General features: G+C 71.6%; 20 protein-coding genes and 3 tRNA genes. 13 read left to right on the top strand and 10 right to left on the bottom strand.

Annotated elements, in window-relative coordinates:
* Positions 1-3: 3 nt before the first annotated feature.
* Together IW248_RS24190 and IW248_RS24195 are read right to left on the bottom strand one after the other, a co-directional pair.
* A complete protein-coding gene (locus IW248_RS24190; RefSeq protein ID WP_196928805.1) occupies positions 4-1,329 on the bottom strand; it encodes a cryptochrome/photolyase family protein in 1,326 nt (441 codons plus the stop codon).
* Entirely contained in the window at positions 1,326-2,249 is a 924-nt protein-coding gene (locus IW248_RS24195; RefSeq protein ID WP_196928806.1) for a phytoene/squalene synthase family protein, read from the bottom strand. The genes IW248_RS24190 and IW248_RS24195 overlap by 4 nt, the downstream gene beginning before the upstream one ends.
* Positions 2,250-2,315: 66 nt before the next feature.
* Here IW248_RS24195 and IW248_RS24200 point away from each other — a divergent pair, with 66 nt between their 5' ends.
* The 8 genes from IW248_RS24200 (at position 2,316) to IW248_RS24235 (ending at position 7,909) form a co-directional block, all read left to right on the top strand.
* Entirely contained in the window at positions 2,316-3,458 is a 1,143-nt protein-coding gene (locus tag IW248_RS24200) for a polyprenyl synthetase family protein (RefSeq protein WP_196928807.1), read from the top strand.
* Positions 3,459-3,486: 28 nt separating this feature from the next.
* Positions 3,487-4,968 (top strand): phytoene desaturase family protein, encoded by a 1,482-nt coding sequence (crtI, locus tag IW248_RS24205; protein ID WP_196928808.1) that lies wholly within the window; start codon positions 3,487-3,489, stop codon positions 4,966-4,968.
* Complete coding sequence (idi, locus tag IW248_RS24210; RefSeq protein ID WP_196928809.1) at positions 4,965-5,585, top strand: isopentenyl-diphosphate Delta-isomerase; 621 nt, start codon at positions 4,965-4,967, stop codon at positions 5,583-5,585. The genes crtI and idi overlap by 4 nt, the downstream gene beginning before the upstream one ends.
* Positions 5,575-6,519: a MerR family transcriptional regulator gene (locus IW248_RS24215; RefSeq protein ID WP_196930347.1), complete on the top strand. Its 945-nt coding sequence runs from the start codon at positions 5,575-5,577 to the stop codon at positions 6,517-6,519. The genes idi and IW248_RS24215 overlap by 11 nt, the downstream gene beginning before the upstream one ends.
* Positions 6,512-7,378, top strand: coding sequence for a polysaccharide deacetylase family protein (locus tag IW248_RS24220; RefSeq protein ID WP_307788186.1), 867 nt, complete (start codon positions 6,512-6,514; stop codon positions 7,376-7,378). The genes IW248_RS24215 and IW248_RS24220 overlap by 8 nt, the downstream gene beginning before the upstream one ends.
* 154 nt (positions 7,379-7,532) lie before the next feature.
* Positions 7,533-7,605, top strand: a tRNA-Glu gene (locus IW248_RS24225).
* Between the two features lie 57 nt (positions 7,606-7,662).
* Positions 7,663-7,736, top strand: a tRNA-Asp gene (locus IW248_RS24230).
* A 99-nt stretch (positions 7,737-7,835) separates the two neighbouring features.
* Positions 7,836-7,909 (top strand) — tRNA-Phe (locus IW248_RS24235).
* A 416-nt stretch (positions 7,910-8,325) separates the two neighbouring features.
* Here the strand turns inward: IW248_RS24235 and IW248_RS24240 are convergent.
* Entirely contained in the window at positions 8,326-9,462 is a 1,137-nt protein-coding gene (locus IW248_RS24240; RefSeq protein WP_196928810.1) for a hypothetical protein, read from the bottom strand.
* A gap of 166 nt (positions 9,463-9,628) precedes the next feature.
* Between IW248_RS24240 and IW248_RS24245 the strand changes: the two genes are divergently transcribed.
* Positions 9,629-10,156, top strand: coding sequence for an SRPBCC family protein (locus IW248_RS24245; RefSeq protein WP_124821593.1), 528 nt, complete (start codon positions 9,629-9,631; stop codon positions 10,154-10,156).
* A 12-nt stretch (positions 10,157-10,168) separates the two neighbouring features.
* Here the strand turns inward: IW248_RS24245 and IW248_RS24250 are convergent, their stop codons facing one another.
* The gene (locus tag IW248_RS24250; RefSeq protein WP_196928811.1) at positions 10,169-10,873 is read right to left on the bottom strand and encodes a DUF2786 domain-containing protein; all 705 of its coding nucleotides are present in this window, start codon (positions 10,871-10,873) and stop codon (positions 10,169-10,171) included.
* A 131-nt stretch (positions 10,874-11,004) separates the two neighbouring features.
* On the opposite strand from IW248_RS24250, the gene IW248_RS24255 reads away from it, so the two are divergent.
* Positions 11,005-11,445: a hypothetical protein gene (locus tag IW248_RS24255; RefSeq protein WP_196928812.1), complete on the top strand. Its 441-nt coding sequence runs from the start codon at positions 11,005-11,007 to the stop codon at positions 11,443-11,445.
* Positions 11,446-11,561: 116 nt separating this feature from the next.
* On the opposite strand, the gene IW248_RS24260 is transcribed toward IW248_RS24255, so the two are convergent.
* The gene (locus tag IW248_RS24260) at positions 11,562-11,951 is read right to left on the bottom strand and encodes a hypothetical protein (RefSeq protein WP_196928813.1); all 390 of its coding nucleotides are present in this window, start codon (positions 11,949-11,951) and stop codon (positions 11,562-11,564) included.
* Between the two features lie 156 nt (positions 11,952-12,107).
* Here IW248_RS24260 and IW248_RS24265 point away from each other — a divergent pair, with 156 nt between their 5' ends.
* The gene (locus IW248_RS24265) at positions 12,108-13,451 is read left to right on the top strand and encodes an ABC transporter substrate-binding protein (RefSeq protein ID WP_196928814.1); all 1,344 of its coding nucleotides are present in this window, start codon (positions 12,108-12,110) and stop codon (positions 13,449-13,451) included.
* A 67-nt stretch (positions 13,452-13,518) separates the two neighbouring features.
* Here IW248_RS24265 and IW248_RS24270 read toward each other — a convergent pair whose 3' ends face one another.
* Both IW248_RS24270 and IW248_RS24275 read right to left on the bottom strand, forming a co-directional pair.
* Complete coding sequence (locus IW248_RS24270; protein WP_196928815.1) at positions 13,519-14,262, bottom strand: enoyl-CoA hydratase/isomerase family protein; 744 nt, start codon at positions 14,260-14,262, stop codon at positions 13,519-13,521.
* Entirely contained in the window at positions 14,259-15,116 is an 858-nt protein-coding gene (locus IW248_RS24275; protein ID WP_196928816.1) for a 3-hydroxyacyl-CoA dehydrogenase family protein, read from the bottom strand. Before IW248_RS24275 ends, IW248_RS24270 begins: the two co-directional genes overlap by 4 nt.
* A gap of 177 nt (positions 15,117-15,293) precedes the next feature.
* Here IW248_RS24275 and IW248_RS24280 point away from each other — a divergent pair, with 177 nt between their 5' ends.
* Complete coding sequence (locus tag IW248_RS24280) at positions 15,294-15,581, top strand: hypothetical protein (RefSeq protein ID WP_091396025.1); 288 nt, start codon at positions 15,294-15,296, stop codon at positions 15,579-15,581.
* A 48-nt stretch (positions 15,582-15,629) separates the two neighbouring features.
* Here IW248_RS24280 and IW248_RS24285 read toward each other — a convergent pair whose 3' ends face one another.
* A complete protein-coding gene (locus IW248_RS24285) occupies positions 15,630-16,409 on the bottom strand; it encodes a class I SAM-dependent methyltransferase (RefSeq protein WP_124821600.1) in 780 nt (259 codons plus the stop codon).
* Positions 16,410-16,463: 54 nt separating this feature from the next.
* Here IW248_RS24285 and IW248_RS24290 point away from each other — a divergent pair, with 54 nt between their 5' ends.
* Complete coding sequence (locus IW248_RS24290) at positions 16,464-16,853, top strand: PPOX class F420-dependent oxidoreductase (RefSeq protein ID WP_196928817.1); 390 nt, start codon at positions 16,464-16,466, stop codon at positions 16,851-16,853.
* An 82-nt stretch (positions 16,854-16,935) separates the two neighbouring features.
* Here IW248_RS24290 and IW248_RS24295 read toward each other — a convergent pair whose 3' ends face one another.
* Both IW248_RS24295 and IW248_RS24300 read right to left on the bottom strand, forming a co-directional pair.
* Complete coding sequence (locus IW248_RS24295) at positions 16,936-17,145, bottom strand: BldC family transcriptional regulator (RefSeq protein ID WP_007073996.1); 210 nt, start codon at positions 17,143-17,145, stop codon at positions 16,936-16,938.
* Positions 17,146-17,396: 251 nt separating this feature from the next.
* Positions 17,397-18,236 (bottom strand): DUF8083 family protein, encoded by an 840-nt coding sequence (locus IW248_RS24300; RefSeq protein ID WP_124821616.1) that lies wholly within the window; start codon positions 18,234-18,236, stop codon positions 17,397-17,399.
* Between the last annotated feature and the right edge of the window lie 14 nt (positions 18,237-18,250).

Consider the following 18,250-nt stretch of genomic DNA (forward strand, 5'->3'; position numbering starts at 1 on the left):
GGGTCAGCGCAGCCAGACGGGGTCGGTGCCCGGCACCGAGAGCGGCGGCGGGTAGTCGAGCGTCTGGCGCAGGGCCTCCGGCAGCCGCCATGGTTGGTGCACCGCCTTGCCCTGCACCCCCGCCAGCTCCGGCACCCACCGGCGCACGTAGTCGCCGTCCGGGTCGTACCGTTCGGCCTGCCGGACGGGGTTGAACCCCCGGTACGGCTTGGTGTCGTTGCCGGTGCCGGCGACCCACTGCCAGTTGCCGGAGTTGTTGGCCACGTCCCCGTCGAGCAGCCAACGGAAGAACACCTTCACCCCGGGCCGCCAGTCCTGCCCGAGGTGCTTGGTCAGGTAGCCGGCGGTGATCAGCCGGGCCCGGTTGTGCATCCAGCCCTGCGTACGCATCTGCCGCATCCCGGCGTCGACGATCGGCATCCCGGTGCGTCCCTCGGTCCAGGCCGCCAACGCGTCGTCGTCGTAGCGCCATTGTTCGGTGGCGCCCCGCCGGTACGGCGACGTCGAGATCTCCGGGAAGGCGGCGGTGACCTGGTAGTAGAAGTCCCGCCAGCAGAGCTGCCTGACGAACGGGCCGGACCGGTCGCCGGCCCTGTTCGCCACCGCCAGCGGCGACACGCAGCCGAAGCGCAGGTACGGGCTGAGCCGGGACGTGTCGTCGCCGGCCATGTCGTCGTGCTGATCGCCGTACCGGTCCAGCTCGGGCAGCCAGTCGGTGAGCCGCTGCCGGGCGACCCGCTCGCCGCCGACGGCCGCGTCCGGCGAGTCGCCGGCCGGCAACGCCGGCAGCCGGCCCACGCGTACCCCGTCGGGCAGCGCGATCCGGCGCGGCGCGGCCAACTCCTCGCGCCACCTGTTGGCCGCCCAGGCCCGGTGGTACGGGCTGAACACCCGGTAGTGGTCACCGCCGCCGCCGGGCCGCAGCGCACCCGGCTCGACCACTGTCAACCCGGGGAACAGTCGCAGGTGCAGCCTGTGCCGCTCGCACTCGGCGCGTAGTCGCCGCTCCCGGCGGCTGGCGTGGTGGCTGACGTCGGCCGAGAGCGCGACTGCGGTGGCCCCGACCTCGGCAGCCAGCCGGATCGTCTCGGCCACCGGGTCGCCCTGCCGGACCACCAGGTCGCCACCACTGTCGCGGAGTTGGTCGCGCAGGTCGGCGAGGGCCTGGTGCAGGAAGCGGGTGCGGTTGGCGGAGAGGTCGGCCAGCGCCGGGTCGAGCACGTACAGCGGCACCACCTGGTCGAAGGCCGCACAGGTGGTGGCCAGCGCCGGGTGGTCGTGCACCCGCAGGTCGCGGGTGAGGAGCACGATCGCCGTGCTCGCGGTCACCGGCTCGCCGGGTGGATCGTCGGCCCGGGGATGACGACAGGCGTACCTGTCGAGCTGAGCAGGGCCCGCGCGGCCACCGCCATCCGTCGCCGCTGCGGCACCAGGGCCCGCCGGACGAAGACGTCGTAACCCTGCGCGGCCACCTCGTCGAGGATGCCGCCGTAGAGCGCGTACGCGGTGCGCATGCATGCCTGTGAGGCGGGCGCAAGCATGGTGATCCCCGGTGCGGCGGCGGCGTAGTGCGCCTGGGCGCGGGTCACCTCGTACTCGATCAGCTCGCGGATCCGGGGGGTGGCGTGGCCCCGGGCGCGGGCGTCGGCCAACTCCTCGCGGGTGACCCCGAACTTCGCCAGGTCCTCGTCCGGCAGGTAGGTGCGGCCCCGGTCGAGGTCCTCGGCGACGTCCCGGATGAAGTTGGTGAGTTGGAAGGCGAAGCCGAGCTGCCGGGCCGGCTCCCGGGCCGCCGCCGGGTCGGAGCTGCCCAGGATCGGCAGCATCATCGTGCCGATGACCGCCGCCGAGCCCTCCATGTAGTCGAGCAGGTGGTCGTAGGTCGGGTACGCGGTGACGGTGAGGTCCATCGCCATGCTCTTCAGAAACGACGCAAAGTCGTCCCGGTCGAGATCGAAGACCGCGATCGTGTGCAGGACGGCCGGTAACAGCGGGTCGTCGACCGGCGCCCCGTGCAGACCGGCCACGAACTGGCCGGCCCAGTGGTCCAGAAGGGCGGCCCGCTCGGCCGGCGGCAGGTCCTCGGTGCGGTCGACGATCTCGTCCGCGTACCTGGTGAACCCGTAGAGGGCGTGCACATGTCGTCGTTTCCATGCGGGGAGCAGTCGGGTGGCGAGATAGTAGGTGCGGCCATGGCGTTTGTGCAGCTCACGGCACCGGCCATAGGCAGCGGTGAGATCAGTTTCCACCGGCCCTCCTCCATTTTATCGACGCACCAATCGACGCAACTCGTAGCCTAGGGTACGCTCAGCCGCATGGCCAACGACGCAGTTGCGGGCAATGTGACCCGTGTGGCGCCGGCAGGGCCGGGAGACGGGGACGATCCGGTCCGCGCCGTTCTGGCCGCGTACACCCACGATCTGGTCACGGCGGTCGACGAGACCCTGAGCACCTTCCTCGCCGCCGAGGTCGACACCCTCAACGACATCGACGCATCGATGGGCAGCTTCGCCGCCACCGCACGGGAGGCCGTCCTGACCGGCGGCAAACGGATCCGGTCCACGTTCGCCTACTGGGGTTGGCGCGGGTCGGTCGGCGGCACCGCGGCCCTGGCGCCCGTCCTGCCCGCGCTGGCCGCGCTGGAGCTGCTGCACACCTTCGCGCTGGTGCACGACGACGTGATGGACGCGTCCACCACCCGCCGCGGCCGACCCACCACGCACGTCGCGCTCGCTGAACAGCACGTCACCGCCGGCCACCGAGGTGATCCCGGCCGGTTCGGTGAGGCCGTCGCCGTACTCGTCGGCGACCTCTGCATGGTCTGGGCCGACCAGTTGCTGGCCCACGCCTCGGTGCCATCGACTCGACTCCTCGAGGTGCGCCGCTGCTACGACCAGATGCGGGTGGAGACTGTCGCCGGGCAATATCTCGACGTGCTCGGCGAGAACGACCCGGTCAGCTGGTCGGTCGACCGGGCGCTGCGGGTGGCCCGCTACAAGACCGCCAGCTACACCGTCCAGCGACCACTGCTCTTCGGTGCCTGCCTGGCCGGGGTGCCCGCCGACGATCCGCTGGTCTCCGCGTACACCCGCTATGGCCTGGCTGTCGGCGAAGCGTTCCAGCTCCGCGACGACCTGCTCGGCGTCTACGGCGACCCGGCGGCCACCGGCAAGCCAGCCGGTGACGACCTCCGCACCGGCAAGCCGACCACGCTGCTCATGCTGGCCCGTGAGCTGGCCACACCGGCCCAGCTCACGGCGTTGGAGCGGGCCGCCGACGGACCTGTCGAGACGCTCGCCGGGCTGGTCGCCGAGACCGGCGCGGTGACCCGGGTGGAGCAGATGATCGCCGAGCGGGTGGGCGACGCGCTGGCCGCGCTCGACGCCGCACCCGTGGACCAGACGGCGCGTACCGCGCTGACCGGGCTGGCCACCGCCGCTGCCAACCGGCGGGCCTGATGAGCGACTTGAGCGAGGAGGTGGTCACGTGCGGACGGTGACAGGACGGACGGACCGGGTGGTGGTCGTCGGCGCCGGGCTGGGCGGGCTCGCCTGCGCGCTGCACCTGGCCGGCAGCGGTCGACAGGTGACAGTGCTGGAGCGCGAGCCGGTGCCCGGCGGGCGGGCCGGACGACTCGGCGTGGACGGCTACGAGTTCGACACCGGGCCGACAGTGCTCACCATGCCCGACCTGATCGCCGAGGCGCTCGGCGCGGTCGGCGAGGAGCTGCACGACTGGCTGGACCTGACGCCGCTCGACCCCGCCTACCGGGCGTACTACCCGGACGGCTCGACCCTCGACGTGCTCACCGACACCACCCGGATGGCGGCCGAGATCTCCCGGGTCTGCGGGCCCCGTGAGGCCGACGGCTACCTGCGTTTCGTCGAGTACGCGCGGGAGCTGTGGCGGTTGGAGCGCACCGACTTCATCGAGCGCAACCTGGACGCGCCGACCGATCTGCTCACCGGCAACCTGCTCAAGCTGCTCAGCGGCGGGGCCTTCCGGCGACTCCAGACGAAGATCAACCAGTTCTTCCGGGACCCGCGTACCCAGCGGATCTTCTCCTTCCAGGCGATGTACGCCGGCCTCGCGCCGCACGACGCGCTGGCTATCTACGCGGTCATCGCGTACCTCGACTCGGTGGCCGGGGTCTACTTCCCGCGCGGCGGCATCCACGCGGTCTCCAAGGCGATGGCCGGCGCGGCCGAGAAGCACGGCGTGCAGATCCGGTACGACACCACTGTGACCCGGGTCGAGACCGCGAACGGCCGCGCCACCGGCGTGCTCACCGCCGACGGCGACCTGGTGCCGGCGGACGTGGTGGTGCTCAACCCCGACCTGCCGGTCGCCTACCGGGACCTGCTCCCCGCCGCCCCGCAGCGCCAACTCACCTACTCGCCGTCCTGTGTCGTTCTGCACGTCGGCTCCCGCCAGGGCTATGCGAAGATCGCCCATCACAACATCCATTTCGGACGCGCGTGGAAGGGCACCTTCGATGAGGTCATCCGACGGGGTGAGCTGATGACCGATCCGTCGCTCCTGGTGACCAACCCGAGCCGGACCGATCCCGCGGTGGCCCCGCCGGACCGGCACACCTACTACGTGCTCGCCCCGGTGCCCAACCTGCACCGGGCGCCGTTCGAGTGGCGCGGCGACCTGACCCAGCGCTACACCGACCAGCTGATCGGCACCCTGGAGGAACGCGGCTACGTCGGCTTCGGCGCCGGGGTCGAGGTGCTCCAGGCGATCACCCCCGCCGAGTGGGAGGAGCAGGGGATGGCCGCCGGCACCCCGTTCGCCGCCGCACACACCCTCTTCCAGACCGGCCCGTTCCGCCCGTCCAACCTGCACCGCGCCCTGTCGAACGTGGTGTTCGTCGGCTCCGGCACCCAACCCGGCGTCGGCGTACCGATGGTGCTCATCTCCGGCAAGCTCGCCGCCGGCCGGATCACCGGAGAAGGCCGATGAGCAGCCGTGAGAAGCACCTCGTCGAACTCGTCGACGAGACCGGCAAGGCCCACGGCGAGACGACGGTCGCGGCCGCCCACCAACCCCCGGGGCAGCTGCACCGGGCCTTCTCGGTGTTGCTGGTGGACCCGGACGGCCAGGTGCTGCTCCAGCGCCGAGCCGCCGTCAAGACCCGGTTCCCGCTGCGCTGGGCCAACTCCTGCTGCGGCCACCCCCAGCCCGGGGAGTCGCTCGCCGAGGCCGCCAACCGGCGGCTGAGCGAGGAGTTGGGCGCGGGTCCGGTCGAGCTGACCGAGGTCGGCATCTACGTCTACTACGCCGAGGACCCGGCGACCGGCCGGGTCGAGTTCGAGTACGACCACGTGCTGCGAGGCGAGTTCCTGCCCAGCGCTCCGCTACTGCCGGACCCGGACGAGGTGGCCGAGCTGCGGTGGGCCGATCCCAGCGCGTTGGAGACCGAGTTGAAGATCGACCCCCGGTCGTACGCGCCCTGGCTGGGCGGGGTGGTGAACCGGCTGCTACGCCCCTCGGGGTCCCGGTCGGGCGCAACCGACTCGGCCATGACCCCGCCCGGATCGTCGGCGGATGACACGGCGGAGCGGTCGGGTGGTCGATGAGGCGCTGAGCGCGGGCGCGGTCGCACGCCGGCTGGGGGTCGCGGTCACGACCCTTCGTACCTGGCACCAGCGCTACGGGCTCGGGCCCAGCGAACACGTCCCCGGTCACCACCGCCGGTACACACCCACCGATCTGGCCCGCCTCGAGATCATGCGTCGACTCACCGCCGAGGGGGTGAGCCCCGCCGAGGCGGCCCGCTGGGCCCGCCAGGCTCCGGACCCGACGCCCAACGGCACCGTCGCCCCCACCCGGATCCACCCGACCGGCCGGGACGGCGGCGGCACCATCCCGGTCGGCCGTGCCGGCCCCGCCGCGCGCGGACTGGCCCGGGCCGCCATGCGTCTGGACGCGGCGGCGATCAGCGAGACGATCGGGCACGCCCTGGCCGCCAGCGGGGTCGTCGCCACCTGGGAGGGACTGCTGCGCCCGGTGCTCGCCGGCATCGGTGAACGGCACGCCGCCACCGCCGGCCTGATCGACGTGGAACACCTGGTGTCGCGCTGCGTCTCCGAGGCGCTCGCGGCGGCCAGCCGGGCCAAGGTCCCCACCGGGCCGGCCCGGATCCTGCTCTCCTGCGCCGACGAGGAGCAGCACACCCTGCCGCTGGAGGCGTTGGCCGCGGCCCTCGCGGAGGCCGGTGTCAGCTACCGGATGCTCGGCGCCCGGGTGCCGGTGGCCGCTCTCGTCGAGGCGGTCAACCGGACCGGACCGGCCGCCGTGGTGCTCTGGTCGCACACCCGGGCCACCGCCGACCCGGTCCAACTCAGCGCGCTGCTCGCCGCACCCCGGCGCCCATTGCTGGTGCTCGCCGCCGGCCCCGGCTGGCGAGCCGACACGCTGCCCGCCGGGGTGGTGCGGCCGGTCGATCTGGCCGAGGCGGTCTCGCTCTCCGCCGCCGTCCGCGACTCCCTGGACCAGTCGAGGCGTGACTGATCGCACTGTCGCCGAGTGCCGGCGTGAACTACCGTCGGGCGGGTCCGGCTACCCCGACCCCTCCGGGAGCGAGCAGATGCAAGCCCGCGCCGTCCTGGCGTCCGTCCTCGCCTTGGCGCTGGTCTTGTCCGGCTGTGCCCAGCCGGACCGCACCATCGTCTCCGCCGGCCCTCCAAAGCCTGTGGAATCCACCACGCCGCCCACCCCGAAACCGCACCCCAGCGCCACCAAGCCGGCCAAGCCGCCACTGCGGCCACTGCCGGCCAAGCTCCCCGCCGGTCTGGGTCGCAACACCGGCGTACGCCCGGTGGCCCTGACGTTCGACGACGGGCCCAACCCAGCCTGGACGCCCAAGGTGCTCGACCAACTGAAGGCCGCCAAGGTGACAGCGACCTTCTGTGTCGTCGGTCGCGAGGTGCAGCGCCACCCGGAGTTGGTCCGGCGGATCGTCCGGGAGGGACACCAGCTCTGCAATCACAGCTGGCGACACGACCTCGATCTTGCCCGGCGACCCGTCGCCGAGATCCGGGCCGACCTGGACCGCACCAACAAGGCCATCCAGAAGGCCGTCCCCGGCGCGAAGGTGTCGTTCTACCGGCAGCCGGGCGGCCGGTGGACGTCGGAGGTGCTCGGGGTGGCCAAGGACCTCGGCATGCGTCCGCTGCACTGGTCGGTCGACCCACAGGACTGGGACAAGCCCAGCGCGGCCACGATCGGCAAGCGAGTCCACGCCGCCACCCGCCCCGGCGGCATCGTCCTCCTGCACGACGGAGGCGGAAACCGGGCCGCGACGCTGGCCGCATGCCCGAAGTTGATCGCCGACCTGAAGAAGCGCTTCGGCATCACCCGGCTCCACTAAAACTGCTCTGACCTGCGGTTTTGACCCGTCCCAAGCCCTTGCCGACACCGATTTTGTCGACCGACCGAGCATCACGTATGCTTTCCAAGCCTCCGGCGGGGCCGGATGGGAGCAAGTCCGCTTGAAGTTGCGAATGTGCAATGATGGCGGGGCCGCCCTCATCGTCTAGCGGCCCAGGACGCCGCCCTTTCAAGGCGGTAGCACGGGTTCGAATCCCGTTGGGGGCACGACCGGCGCAAGCCGGAGCAAGGCAAGACCGGCGCAAGCCGGAGCAACACAAGCTAGGTCCTGTGGAGCAGTTGGAGTGCTCGCCGCCCTGTCAAGGCGGAGGTCGCGGGTTCAAGTCCCGTCAGGACCGCAGCGCCGACGCCGCGCCTCGCGCGGCGTTCTGCGTATCGGAGCAGGTCGCCTTGCCACCGGTTCGTCCGGTTGCCGGGTAGCATGAGCCGAGCGACACGGCCAGGTAGCTCAGTTGGTACGAGCGTCCGACTGAAAATCGGAAGGTCGGCGGTTCGACCCCGCCCCTGGCCACATAGCCTTTCGCCGGGCTACAGAGGTCCCCACCAGCGGAAACGCAGGTGGGGATCTTGCTTTTTCCGGCGCCACTGCCGGCACGCGCGAGCAGAGCGCCGCGACCCCGCGACATCGAGCGGCATGGCGCCGAATTGATTCCTCCAAGATCGTGCTCGATCCAGGAAACAGGGCCCTCCACCCGCGTGCGAGGCCACTACGTCGAGGATCGAGCATGATCATGCGAGAAGGATGTCCTGGCACCGCTGCCGGCGACGCTCGGACGACAACCGCGAGCGGCGTCCCACGCACTATCACCGAAACTGCTGCCTCCCGACCGGCTGAGGCAGCAGTTTCGGTGAAGATGCTCAGATCTTGGCGCCCTGTGCACGGCCACCCAGGTGAGACCGCCCCGCACAACGAGGAACGGCGCGGCGTCAGTGGTCGCGGCGACCCTGCGGGCGGTGCTGCGTCACGCTGCCCTGGATCGCCTCCCACACGCTCCGTCCGGCCTGTCGCAGCGTCTCCCCCGCCTGCTCGGCCAGCTGCGCCGCGCTCTGGGCTGCGGCCTGCGCGGCACCCGGCAGACCACCGTCCCCATCCCCGGACGGGCTCGGATCGGACGCAGTCGACCGACCTGGCTGGTTGCGGGTCTGCCCGGCCGCCGAACCCGCCGATCCCTCGGGGCGCCGCTGGTCCCGGCCCGCCCCTGCCGGGCGCTCTCCACCACCCGAGCCTTCGTGCTGCTTTTCCTCGGCATGACGTAGCCCCTCGTGCCGCTGGCCTTCCGGGCGGTGGCCACCTGGCGCGCCGGCCTCTGGCTGCTGGCCCTGTGGCTGCCGGCCCTCAGGGCGCCGCCCCTCCGACTGCGGGCCGTGCGGATGCGGGCCCTGCGGATGCGACTGGTCGGCTGACCCCGGGCCGCCAGCTCGCGGCCCGGGTCCACCGGCGTCCGGTGCCGACCCGACCGGACCCGCCCCGGATCGACCGGCATCCGCCCGATCAGAGTCCGACCGATGAGGGCCCGTCCGATCAGAGCCCGGCCGGCCAGAACTCGGTCGACCTGAGCTCGGCCCGTCGAAACCCAGTCGGTCGCGGTCGGCCACCGGGCTGGCCGCGCCGACCTGCCGGCCCGGCTCGTCGCGTACGCCGTCCGAGTGCCGACTCGACGCTTTGACCTCCGCTGCGCCCGCGGCCAACTGCTGGGCGCTGCGGTTCACATCGTCGACGGCGGTGCCGGCCGTACGCGCGAGCGCCTCGATGATGTGCGGGTTGTTGTCGAGCGTGTCGAGCGCCCGGCCCAGGATTCTGGTCAGCTGCTCCAACCGCACCCGCAGCTGCGCCTCGGCGTTCACCCCGTCGATGTTCAACTCGCCGCTGCTGAGGTGCACCCGTACGCCGGCGTCGACCTGGAGCAGGTTGGCCACCCGGGCCCGCAGCGACAGGTCGGCCTCCAAACCGTCGACCGCCAGCCGGATGGAGTCGACGGAGACCTTCGGAATGTCGAGCAGGACGTCCGGGTTCCCGCTGTCGACGTTCCGGTCCGGCTCCCGCTGCTGCCCGCTCTCGCTCATGGTCTCCCGTCCCGCCTGCACACCGGCCCGGTGATCCGGGCCGTTCGGCGCGGTTACCCGCTTTCCGGCGGGGCATCCCGTCCGTGACGGCTCGACGACCCTCTGTCTGGAACCGGGCACCGAGTGAAGCTGCACACCGAGGCATCAGCCGGTATGGTCCGGGCCTATGGGACAGGAATTGACTGATCCGGCCGACATCCGGCAGGACGTCGGCCAGTTCTCTCTCCGGTGCAGCCTTCTCGTCCCGGGCTCGGCCGAGCACGCGTTCGCGGTCTTCACCGACGAGCTGACCGACTGGTGGGTGACCGAATACACCTGGTCCGGCCCGGACGCGCTGGCCGAGCTGGGCATGGAGCCGCGGACCGGCGGCATGCTCTACGAGTTGGGCCCGTACGGTTTCCGCGCCGACTGGGGGCGGGTGCTCACCTGGGATCCGCCTCGCCGGCTGGTCTTCGTCTGGCAGATCGGCCCCGACCGGGCACCGGTGCCGGACCCGGCCCGCGCGAGCGAGGTCGAGGTGCTGTTCCATTCCGAGGGGCCGGAACGCACCCGGGTCGAGTTGGAGCACCGGCACTTCGACAGGCACGGCGAGGCTGCCGAGGGTTACCGCAAGGCGCTCACCGCCGGCTGGCACGAGCTGCTCACCCGCTACGTCGCCACGGTGTCGCGGCACCGCCCCACCACGACGGCCTGACGACCCACCGGATCACCGACCGAGCCGCCGGTCGGCGGCGGCACCGCCGAGGTCCCGACCACCAAGGTTCGCGCGTTGGCCGGCTTCCGCCCCCGAGCCGAAGCCGGTGCCGCCCAACCGGCGTGGCGGCGCGGTGCGCAGCCGCGGGTACTCCTCGGTGAGCCGACGCTGCACCCGGTCCGATCGGTCGACCAGCACCAGCGCCATCGACGGCGCGCCCGACTCGCTGGCCGCCGCCGACTCGGCCGCCCAGAGCCGACCTCCGACCACCTCGGCGAAGCCGGCCAGCCAGGAGCGTCGGAAGGCGGCGGGATGGTCGTCCGCCGGCACCTCGGTGGCGGCCAGGCCGTGCGCCGCCTGCACGAGCAGTGAGGTGAAGAGCAGGTCGACCCGTTCCAGGTCGCTGGCGAAGCCGAAGAGGTGCAGGGCGAAGCCGTTGCCCTGCCGACGGCGTACGCAGCGGCAGCGCAGGGGCTCGGCCACTGCGGCGAGCAGGCCGACCTTGTCGCGGGCGTACGGGGCGACGACGTCCAGCACCCGATCGCCAACCGGGTCGGTGGTCGGGTCCCGGGCGGCGAGCAGCGCCCTGTCGACGCCGTAGCGGGCGATCAGCTCGGTCGCCTTGGCGGTGAACGCGGCCGACTCGGCAGGCGTGCAGGCCGGGTCCTCGGCCTGGGCCAACAGCTTGCGCACCTTGCTGAGCATGGCCTCGGACATGCCTACAGAGCTACCACACGGGCCGGACATCATCGGGGCCGCGCCAGATTCAATCGATACGTATCATCGTCACGGTCGGATGATCAGTCCAATACGGACGGTCAGTTAACTGTTCTTGGAGGATCGAACGAATGCCATCCCCGACCGCTCGCCTGCTCGCCGTCGCCACGGCCACCGCACTGCTCTCCACCGGCACGCCCGCGCTGGCGGAGCCGACAACAGCGACCACACCCGTCAGCTCCGGACCGAACGCGTTCGCCCCGCTCGCCACCTGTTACGGCGGGGCGGTCCGGTCGTACTTCGAGACCGGCCGCTACGGCGGCTCAGCCGGCCAGTACCGCACCACGACGCGCTGTCGCGACATCAACGTCCGCAACGCGAGCGTGTACGCCACCGAGGCGTGCGTGATCTTCGTCGACAAGACGAGTGCCTGTAACTACTGGACCTACCTGCCGGCCAACTCGGGCTGGATCACGGTGGCGACAAACGTCCGGGACGGCGTCAACTTCCGGGTCCGCTTCGAGAACCTGCGGTACGAGTACGAGCCGCTGATCGCGTACCACGCGTTCTGACCGACCCCGCGCGGTCGCGGCGTCCGCCCCCCGACGGGCGCCGCGACCTGCCGACACAGCCGCGACCTGCCGACACAGCCGCGACCCGCCGGCACAGCCGCGGACCGGCTGACGCATCACCCGGCGCGGCTGCGCAGGGTGGCGATCGTCGAACCGGCGAGTGTGAGCAGGCAGTCGGGGAGCAGCCCGTCGGCGGCCGCCGCGCCGAACAGCGCCTCGCCTGTCGGTTCGTCGCAATTCGCGTACGCACTGACGAAGCGGGCCACCCAGCGGGTGTCGTACCCGGCCTGATCGATCCCCGGAAAGTCGAGCGCCGCCCCGCTGGCCGTCGGCGCGTCACCGAGCATGGTCGCCGCCAGGCACCAGGCGACCCCGTACGCGCCGCTCAGGCCGGCCCGGTCGACGACCGCGTCGAACGCTCCCACCACCGCGTCTCCATCGCCGGTCAGCGCCGAGCGGAGCACGGCGGCCGCGTCATCGAACGTCTGCTGTGGTAGGTCCGTCACTCAGCGCACAGTAGGACGGATGGTCAAGCCCTCACAGCAACCGTCACTGTCCGTGTTCAACGCGAGCTACCTGCGCATTACGCCACCTCCACGGTCCCGCCGTCGGCTTCGGCACGCTAATGTGCGCAGCGGACCTTCGCCGGAGGAAGGACGACCATGTTCGAATCACGCCGCTCGCGGGTAGCCACACTGGCTGCCTGCGCGACGATCCTGCTCGCCACAAGCGCTTGCGGGGATGACAAGCCCGAGGAGGCAAGCGCCCAACAGGTGCGCCTCTACGGCACGGACGGCAACATGCTCAACTCCTATCCTGCGGAGTTGAAGGAACGGGCGAGTCTCGTCGACGGGATGAAGGGCACCACGCCCCTCGTTCCGCTGCCAGACGACTTCAAGGGCCGGCTACGGGCCGTCAATCCGGCGCTGACGGACTACGTGTACTCCGCCGAGACGTACGACGCGGTGGTGATCGCCGTGCTCGCCGCCCAGTTGGCCGGGAGCACCGACCCGGCCGCCATCACCAAGCAGATCGTCGCCGTGACCAACGACGGGCAGCGCTGCGAGGACCCCGCCAGCTGTCTCGCGCTGGCCCGCAACGGGCAGGACATCCAGTACCGCGGCGTGTCGCTGACCCGGGCGGGCTTCACCGACAAGGGTGAGCCGGCCACCGCCAGCTACGCCACGCTGACCTTCGACGGGCAGCAGATCAACGACGGTAAGACCGAGTTCGTCGGCGCGGGCATCGAGTCGGCGGCGAGCACCAAGACGCCGCCGAAGCCGAAGAAGCAGCGCGCTGGTGGCGACGCCGACCAGGAGCCGCTGATCCTGGGCGGCCTGTTGCCGAAGACCGGTGACCTCTCGATCGCCTACCCGCCGATGGCGGCCGGCGCCGCGCTGGCCATCAAGGAGATCAACGCCGCTGGCGGCGCGCTGGGCAAGCCGGTGACGTGGCTGGACGGCGACGACGGCACCAACCCGGCGGTGGCCAAGGCCACGGTGGCCAAGCACGTGACGGACGGCGTCAGCGTGATCATCGGTGCCGGCGGTTCGGGCATCTCCCGGGCCGTGCTCCCGGACGTGGTGCAGGCCGGGAAGATCCTCTTCTCCCCGTCCAACACCGACGCCAGCCTGACCGACGTCGACGACCAGGGCCTCTACTTCCGTACCGCCCCGCCGGACAGCCTCCAGGGCCGGGCACTCGCCGACGTGATCCTGCGCGACGGGTCACAGAAGATCGTGATCGTCGCCCGCAAGGACTCCTACGGTGAGGGCCTGCAGGGCACCGTCCGCGACGAGCTGGAGAAGGCCGGCATCGCCAACGACCGGCTCAAGCTGTTGACGTACGAGCCGCCGGCCGACGCGAAGGCGGCGCCTGTCGACTTCAGCGGCGGCGCGAAGGAGATCAAGGCATTCGGCGCGGACGCCGTACTGATCATCGGCTTCGGTGAGTCCGCCCAGGTGATCCGCGGCCTGGCCGACGCCGGGGTGCAGATCCGGCAGTAAGCAGGACCCGAAACCCACGACGGCCGCACCGGCTTCCCGCCGGTGCGGCCGTTTCTGGTACGCGGGATCAGCGCGGCCGGCGGCGCTCCAGGAACTCGGTCATCCGGCGGTGCTTCTCGTCGTCCTCGAAGAGCACCGCCTGGCTGACCAGGTCGAGATGCGGGTGCGCGGCGGCGGGCGCGTCCACCGCCAGCTTGGTCAGCCGCACCGCCAACGGCGAGCCCAGGGCGATCTCGTCCAGCAACGCGTGCGCCACCGTCAGCAGCTCGTCGGGCTCGTCCACCACCCGGTTCACCAGGCCGATCCGCAGCGCCTCGGCGGCGTCCACCCGCCGGCCGGTGAAGAGCAGCTCCTTGGCCCGGCCCTCGCCGATCAACGCGGGCAGCCGGTGGGTCGCGCCGGCGCCGGCCAGGATGCCCAACCGCACCTCCGGCTGGCCGAAGACCGCCCGCGCCGTGCACACCCGCAGATCGCAGGCGTACGCCAGCTCCGCGCCACCGCCCAACGCCGGCCCGTCGACGGCCGCCACGGTCGGCATCGGCAGCGCCCGGACACGTGCGAAGGCGGCCGAGTTGATCGCGGCGAGAGCGTCCGTGCGACCCCGTTCGCGGAGCTGGCCGATGTCGGCGCCACCGGCGAAGATGCCCGACGTGCCACCGGTCAGCAGCAGCAGGCGCGGGCGCGCCTCCAACTCGGCGCAGACCTGGTGCAGCTCGGCGATCAGGTCGGCGTCGATGGCGTTGCGCTTCTCCGGCCGGTCCAGGGTGACCACCAGCCGGTCCGGCCGCTCCTCGATCCGCAACCCGCTCATTGCCTCACACCGGCTTCCCAGCGGTAGAAACCCTGCCCTGACTTCTTACCCAGCCGCCCCGCGGCCACCATCTCCTCCAGCAGCGGCGGAGGCGCGAAGCGGTCCCCGTACGCGGCCTGGAGGGTGCGGGCGATGTCCAGTCGCACGTCGAGGCCGACCAGGTCGGTGAGTTCCAACGGCCCGATCGGATGCCGGTAGCCGAGCACCATGGCCTTGTCGATGTCCGCCGGGCTGGCCACCCCGTCGGCGACCATCCGGATCGCCTCCAGCCCGAGGGTGACCCCGAGCCGGGAGGTGGCGAAGCCGGGCATGTCGCGTACGACGACGGGGTCTTTGCCCAGCCGGCCGGCGAGCGCGACGGCTGCGGCGGTGGTCTCCTCGGCGGTGGCCGGGCCGACCACGATCTCCAGCAGCGCCATCGCCCAGACCGGGTTGAAGAAGTGCAGGCCGAGGAAACGTTCGGGCGCGTCCAGCTCGGCGGCCAGAGCACCGATGGCGATGCTTGAGGTGTTGCTGCCCAGCAACGCCGGGCGCAGCGCGGCGGCGTCCCGGAGCACAGTCCGCTTCTCCTCGAGGCGCTCCGGCACCGCCTCCACGATCACCTGGGGGGCGGGCGCGACGTCGGCGAGGGTTGGCCGCAGCGTCACCCGCTGGCGGTTCGTGGCGGCCTCGTCGGCACTCAGCTTGCCGCGCTGCACCGCCCGCTCCCACAGCTCGGCGAGCCGGTTCAGCGCGGCCGCACCCCGCTCGGGGTCCACCTCGACCAACTCGACGGCGTGCCCGGCGCCGGCCGCCACGTACGCGATGCCGAGTCCCATCGTGCCGGCACCGACGACCACGAAACGATCGCTCATCACGCCTCCCTGTCCCGTCCGCCGACGCGCGGGGTCCCCGCCACGTCGGCCCGGGTGTCCCGCCCGCTCCGCTCGCTCATGGTGCGACCCTAGACAGCGCGACGACCCGGCCCATGCGTGGGGGAGCGCCGGATCGGGTAATGACGGCCCGTCAACCGAGGGAAGGACCGCATCGAGATGAGCCAGGCACCGGAGAGCGTCACCGACGGGGAGATCGTGGAGACCCGAGGCGACGAGCGGGTCGAACTGCTGCGCGCCGACACCAACAACGACGGCAAGACCGATGTGTGGGTGGTGGACACCGACGGCGACGGCAAGGCGGACCTGTTCCAGTTCGACACCGACGGTGACGGCAAGGTGGACATCACCATGGTCGACATCGACGAGGACGGCCAACCGGACGAGGTGGTCGACGGCGACGGCGGTCTCCCGCCCGAGCAGCTCCCCCCGACCGTCCAGGTCTGAGACGTACGGCGGCCCCTGCCTCCGCTCGGCGGACGCGGGGGCCGTCGCTCAGTCGACGAGGCGCAGGGTGGCCAGGTAGTAGGGGGCGTCGCGGTCGTCCACATCGGTGAGCCGCCAACCGGTGCCGTGCACCAGGCTGGCGAACTCCTCCGCCGAGCAGACCAGATAGTCGAACCATCCGGTGCTCAACTCGCGGTAACGCAGCCGCAGCCGCAGCTGGCCACCGAGCCGGCCGCGCCGACGGTTGCGCTCGTGGTAGCCGGTGTGCAGCGGGTCGCGGGTGCCGTACGGGTCGGTGCCCTGAGCGATGATCTGCGCGCCCGGTCGGGCCAGCGCGGCGAGCGCGGCGAGGAACTCGGGAGCGCGCTCCCGCCCCTCGAACAGCCCGAGGTTGTTGCCGAGAAGCAGGAACGTGTCGTACCGCGAACCGTCGGCGACGTGCGTGTCGACAGTGCCGTGCACCAGCCGCCGGACACCGCGACGCCTGCTCACCTCCAGCGCGCCCGCGGAGGTGTCCAGCCCGGTGACCGGTACACCGCGCTCCTGGAGCAGCAGCGCGATCCGGCCGGCGCCGGTGCCGATGTCCAGCGTCTCGCCGCGGGTCCGGTCCACCGCGCGGTGGTCGTACGGCTGCCACTCCGCCGGCCCGTCCAGGTAGTGCGCGGCCGGGGCGCCGTTGATCAGACCGTCGTCCCGTTCGATGATCTCGATGACCGGTCGCGGCAGTCGACCACCGACCAGGGGGCGGGGGCCCACCCCGGTGGCCACGGCGAGCGTGTCCCGCAGCAGTTCGCCGATCACGTCACCGATTAGAGGCTCAACCGTCACGGCGTTCACGCTATCCGGCCGCTCAGTGGCCCGGACCGGCCGTATCCTGGCGGCGTGACCACGCTGGACCGGCTGTCGGCCGAGAAGTACATCCTGCTCACGACCTTCCGCAAGGACGGTCGGGCGGTGCCGACCCCGGTCTGGGCGGTACGCGACGGTGAGGCGTTGGCGGTCTGGACCCGGGCCGACTCGGGCAAGGTGAAGCGGATCCGCCACAACGGCGAGGTGACAGTGGCGCCATGCGACGTGCGGGGTCGGCCACACGGGGCGGAGGTGTCAGCCCACGCGACGATCTACGGGGGCGGTGACACCGGTCGGATCCGCGACCTGCTCAAGCACAAGTACCGCCTGATCGGTCGACTGAGCCTGCTGGGCAGCCGGTTGCGTCGCAGCGAGGGCGGCACGGTCGGCATCCGGGTGACGTTGGCTGAGTCGCAGCGCTGACCCGCGGCGGGCGTCGTGCTCGCGGCATGGAAAGGGGCGGCGGATCGAGATCCACCGCCCCTGACGAAAAAACTGCTGCCGCTCAGTCGCCCTGCCGCTGCTGCGGGATCTGGCCCTGCAGAAGCGCCCTGACCTCCGACTCACGGTACCGACGGTGGCCCCCCAGGGTGCGGATGGCACTGAGCTTGCCAGCCTTGGCCCAACGGGTCACCGTCTTCGGGTCGACCCGGAACATCGACGCCACCTCGGCCGGCGTGAGTAGCGGCTCTGGTTCGTGCGTTCGCGATGCCATCGGTCACTCCTCCACATGTATAGACATCGGCCGGGGTCCCGCCGGCCGACGCGTCTCCCATGGTCCGGCTAGTCCCCGATGTCCGACATGGGCCGAACGGATGAAGGTCCCTAGACGGACGGATGAACCATGCCCGATTTTTACGACTTTTACACGGTAGAAAGTACCTTATTCGGACTCATGATCACGGTTCGTGATGCGTCAACTACGAGCACACCTCACCTTGGGAGCGCTCCTAGGGGTGATATGCCCTAATTACACCGCTCCAACAGCTGCACCGCGCGCCACCGTGCCACCAACTTGTCGTACGCCGCGGACGCCTCCTCGGCCTCGCCGCGCGACAGCCCCGCGAGGCCGCCGGCAACCAGCTCGGGCGAGTCGTCCGCTGTGAGAGTCTCGTCAGAGAGCAGGTCCACCAGACCGCCGTAGTCCAGCTCGACCACGGACCGGGGATGGAACTCCTCCAGCCAGCGGGCCGCCTCCTCCACCGCCTCGGTGATCGGCGCCTCGCCCACCGACTTGCGCAACACCGACAGCGCCCGTGACGAGCGACGTCGAGCCTTGGAGATCTCGGTGCGGTAGCGCAGCGCCCGCCGGCCCGGCTGCGTGACCAGGTCCCGCTCCGCCGGGTCGAAGAGCACGAACCACCGCAGCGGTACGCCCCAGGTGGCGATCTGCTCGTGCACCCGGGGCACCCCGTGCTCCAGCACCCGGGCACCACTGCGCCAGTCGTCCACCACCGCCCTGGCCTGCCCGGCGAGCACCGGCGGCACGAAGGCGTCGGCGAGCACCGAGGGCACCCCGTCCCGGGCGCTGAGAGCCGCCTCAGCGACCCGGATGCGCAGGTTCCACGGACAGACCAGCAGGCTGTCGTCCGTCTCCAGGACGTACGCCTCCTCCGGCAGGTCCGGCAGCCGGGTCCAGCCCGCGCCCAGCGCCTCGATCACCGCCGTCCGCTGCCGACCGGGCCCCTCCACCGGGGCGACCGCGCGCCCCTCCGAGACGTAGCGGCGCCAGTAGCTCTGCCGGTCTCGGTCGAAGGCGGCCAACGGTTCGTACACGCGCAGGTAAGAAGCGAAGAGCGACGGCACCGCGCGATCCTCCC

The organism is Micromonospora ureilytica (genome assembly GCF_015751765.1).
Taxonomy (GTDB): Bacteria; Actinomycetota; Actinomycetes; order Mycobacteriales; family Micromonosporaceae; genus Micromonospora; species Micromonospora ureilytica.

What these genes read in the sequence shown, in the direction of transcription:
- IW248_RS24200 (WP_196928807.1), top strand. Translation starts at nt 2,316, where the DNA reads ATGGCCAACGACGCAGTTGCGGGCAATGTGACCCGTGTGGCGCCGGCA.
- IW248_RS24275 (WP_196928816.1), bottom strand. Translation starts at nt 15,116, where the DNA reads ATGAGCGATCGTTTCGTGGTCGTCGGTGCCGGCACGATGGGACTCGGC.
- IW248_RS24265 (WP_196928814.1), top strand. Translation starts at nt 12,108, where the DNA reads ATGTTCGAATCACGCCGCTCGCGGGTAGCCACACTGGCTGCCTGCGCG.
- IW248_RS24280 (WP_091396025.1), top strand. Translation starts at nt 15,294, where the DNA reads ATGAGCCAGGCACCGGAGAGCGTCACCGACGGGGAGATCGTGGAGACC.
- IW248_RS24295 (WP_007073996.1), bottom strand. Translation starts at nt 17,145, where the DNA reads ATGGCATCGCGAACGCACGAACCAGAGCCGCTACTCACGCCGGCCGAG.
- idi (WP_196928809.1), top strand. Translation starts at nt 4,965, where the DNA reads ATGAGCAGCCGTGAGAAGCACCTCGTCGAACTCGTCGACGAGACCGGC.
- IW248_RS24240 (WP_196928810.1), bottom strand. Translation starts at nt 9,462, where the DNA reads ATGAGCGAGAGCGGGCAGCAGCGGGAGCCGGACCGGAACGTCGACAGC.
- IW248_RS24255 (WP_196928812.1), top strand. Translation starts at nt 11,005, where the DNA reads ATGCCATCCCCGACCGCTCGCCTGCTCGCCGTCGCCACGGCCACCGCA.
- IW248_RS24245 (WP_124821593.1), top strand. Translation starts at nt 9,629, where the DNA reads ATGGGACAGGAATTGACTGATCCGGCCGACATCCGGCAGGACGTCGGC.
- IW248_RS24250 (WP_196928811.1), bottom strand. Translation starts at nt 10,873, where the DNA reads ATGTCCGAGGCCATGCTCAGCAAGGTGCGCAAGCTGTTGGCCCAGGCC.
- IW248_RS24270 (WP_196928815.1), bottom strand. Translation starts at nt 14,262, where the DNA reads ATGAGCGGGTTGCGGATCGAGGAGCGGCCGGACCGGCTGGTGGTCACC.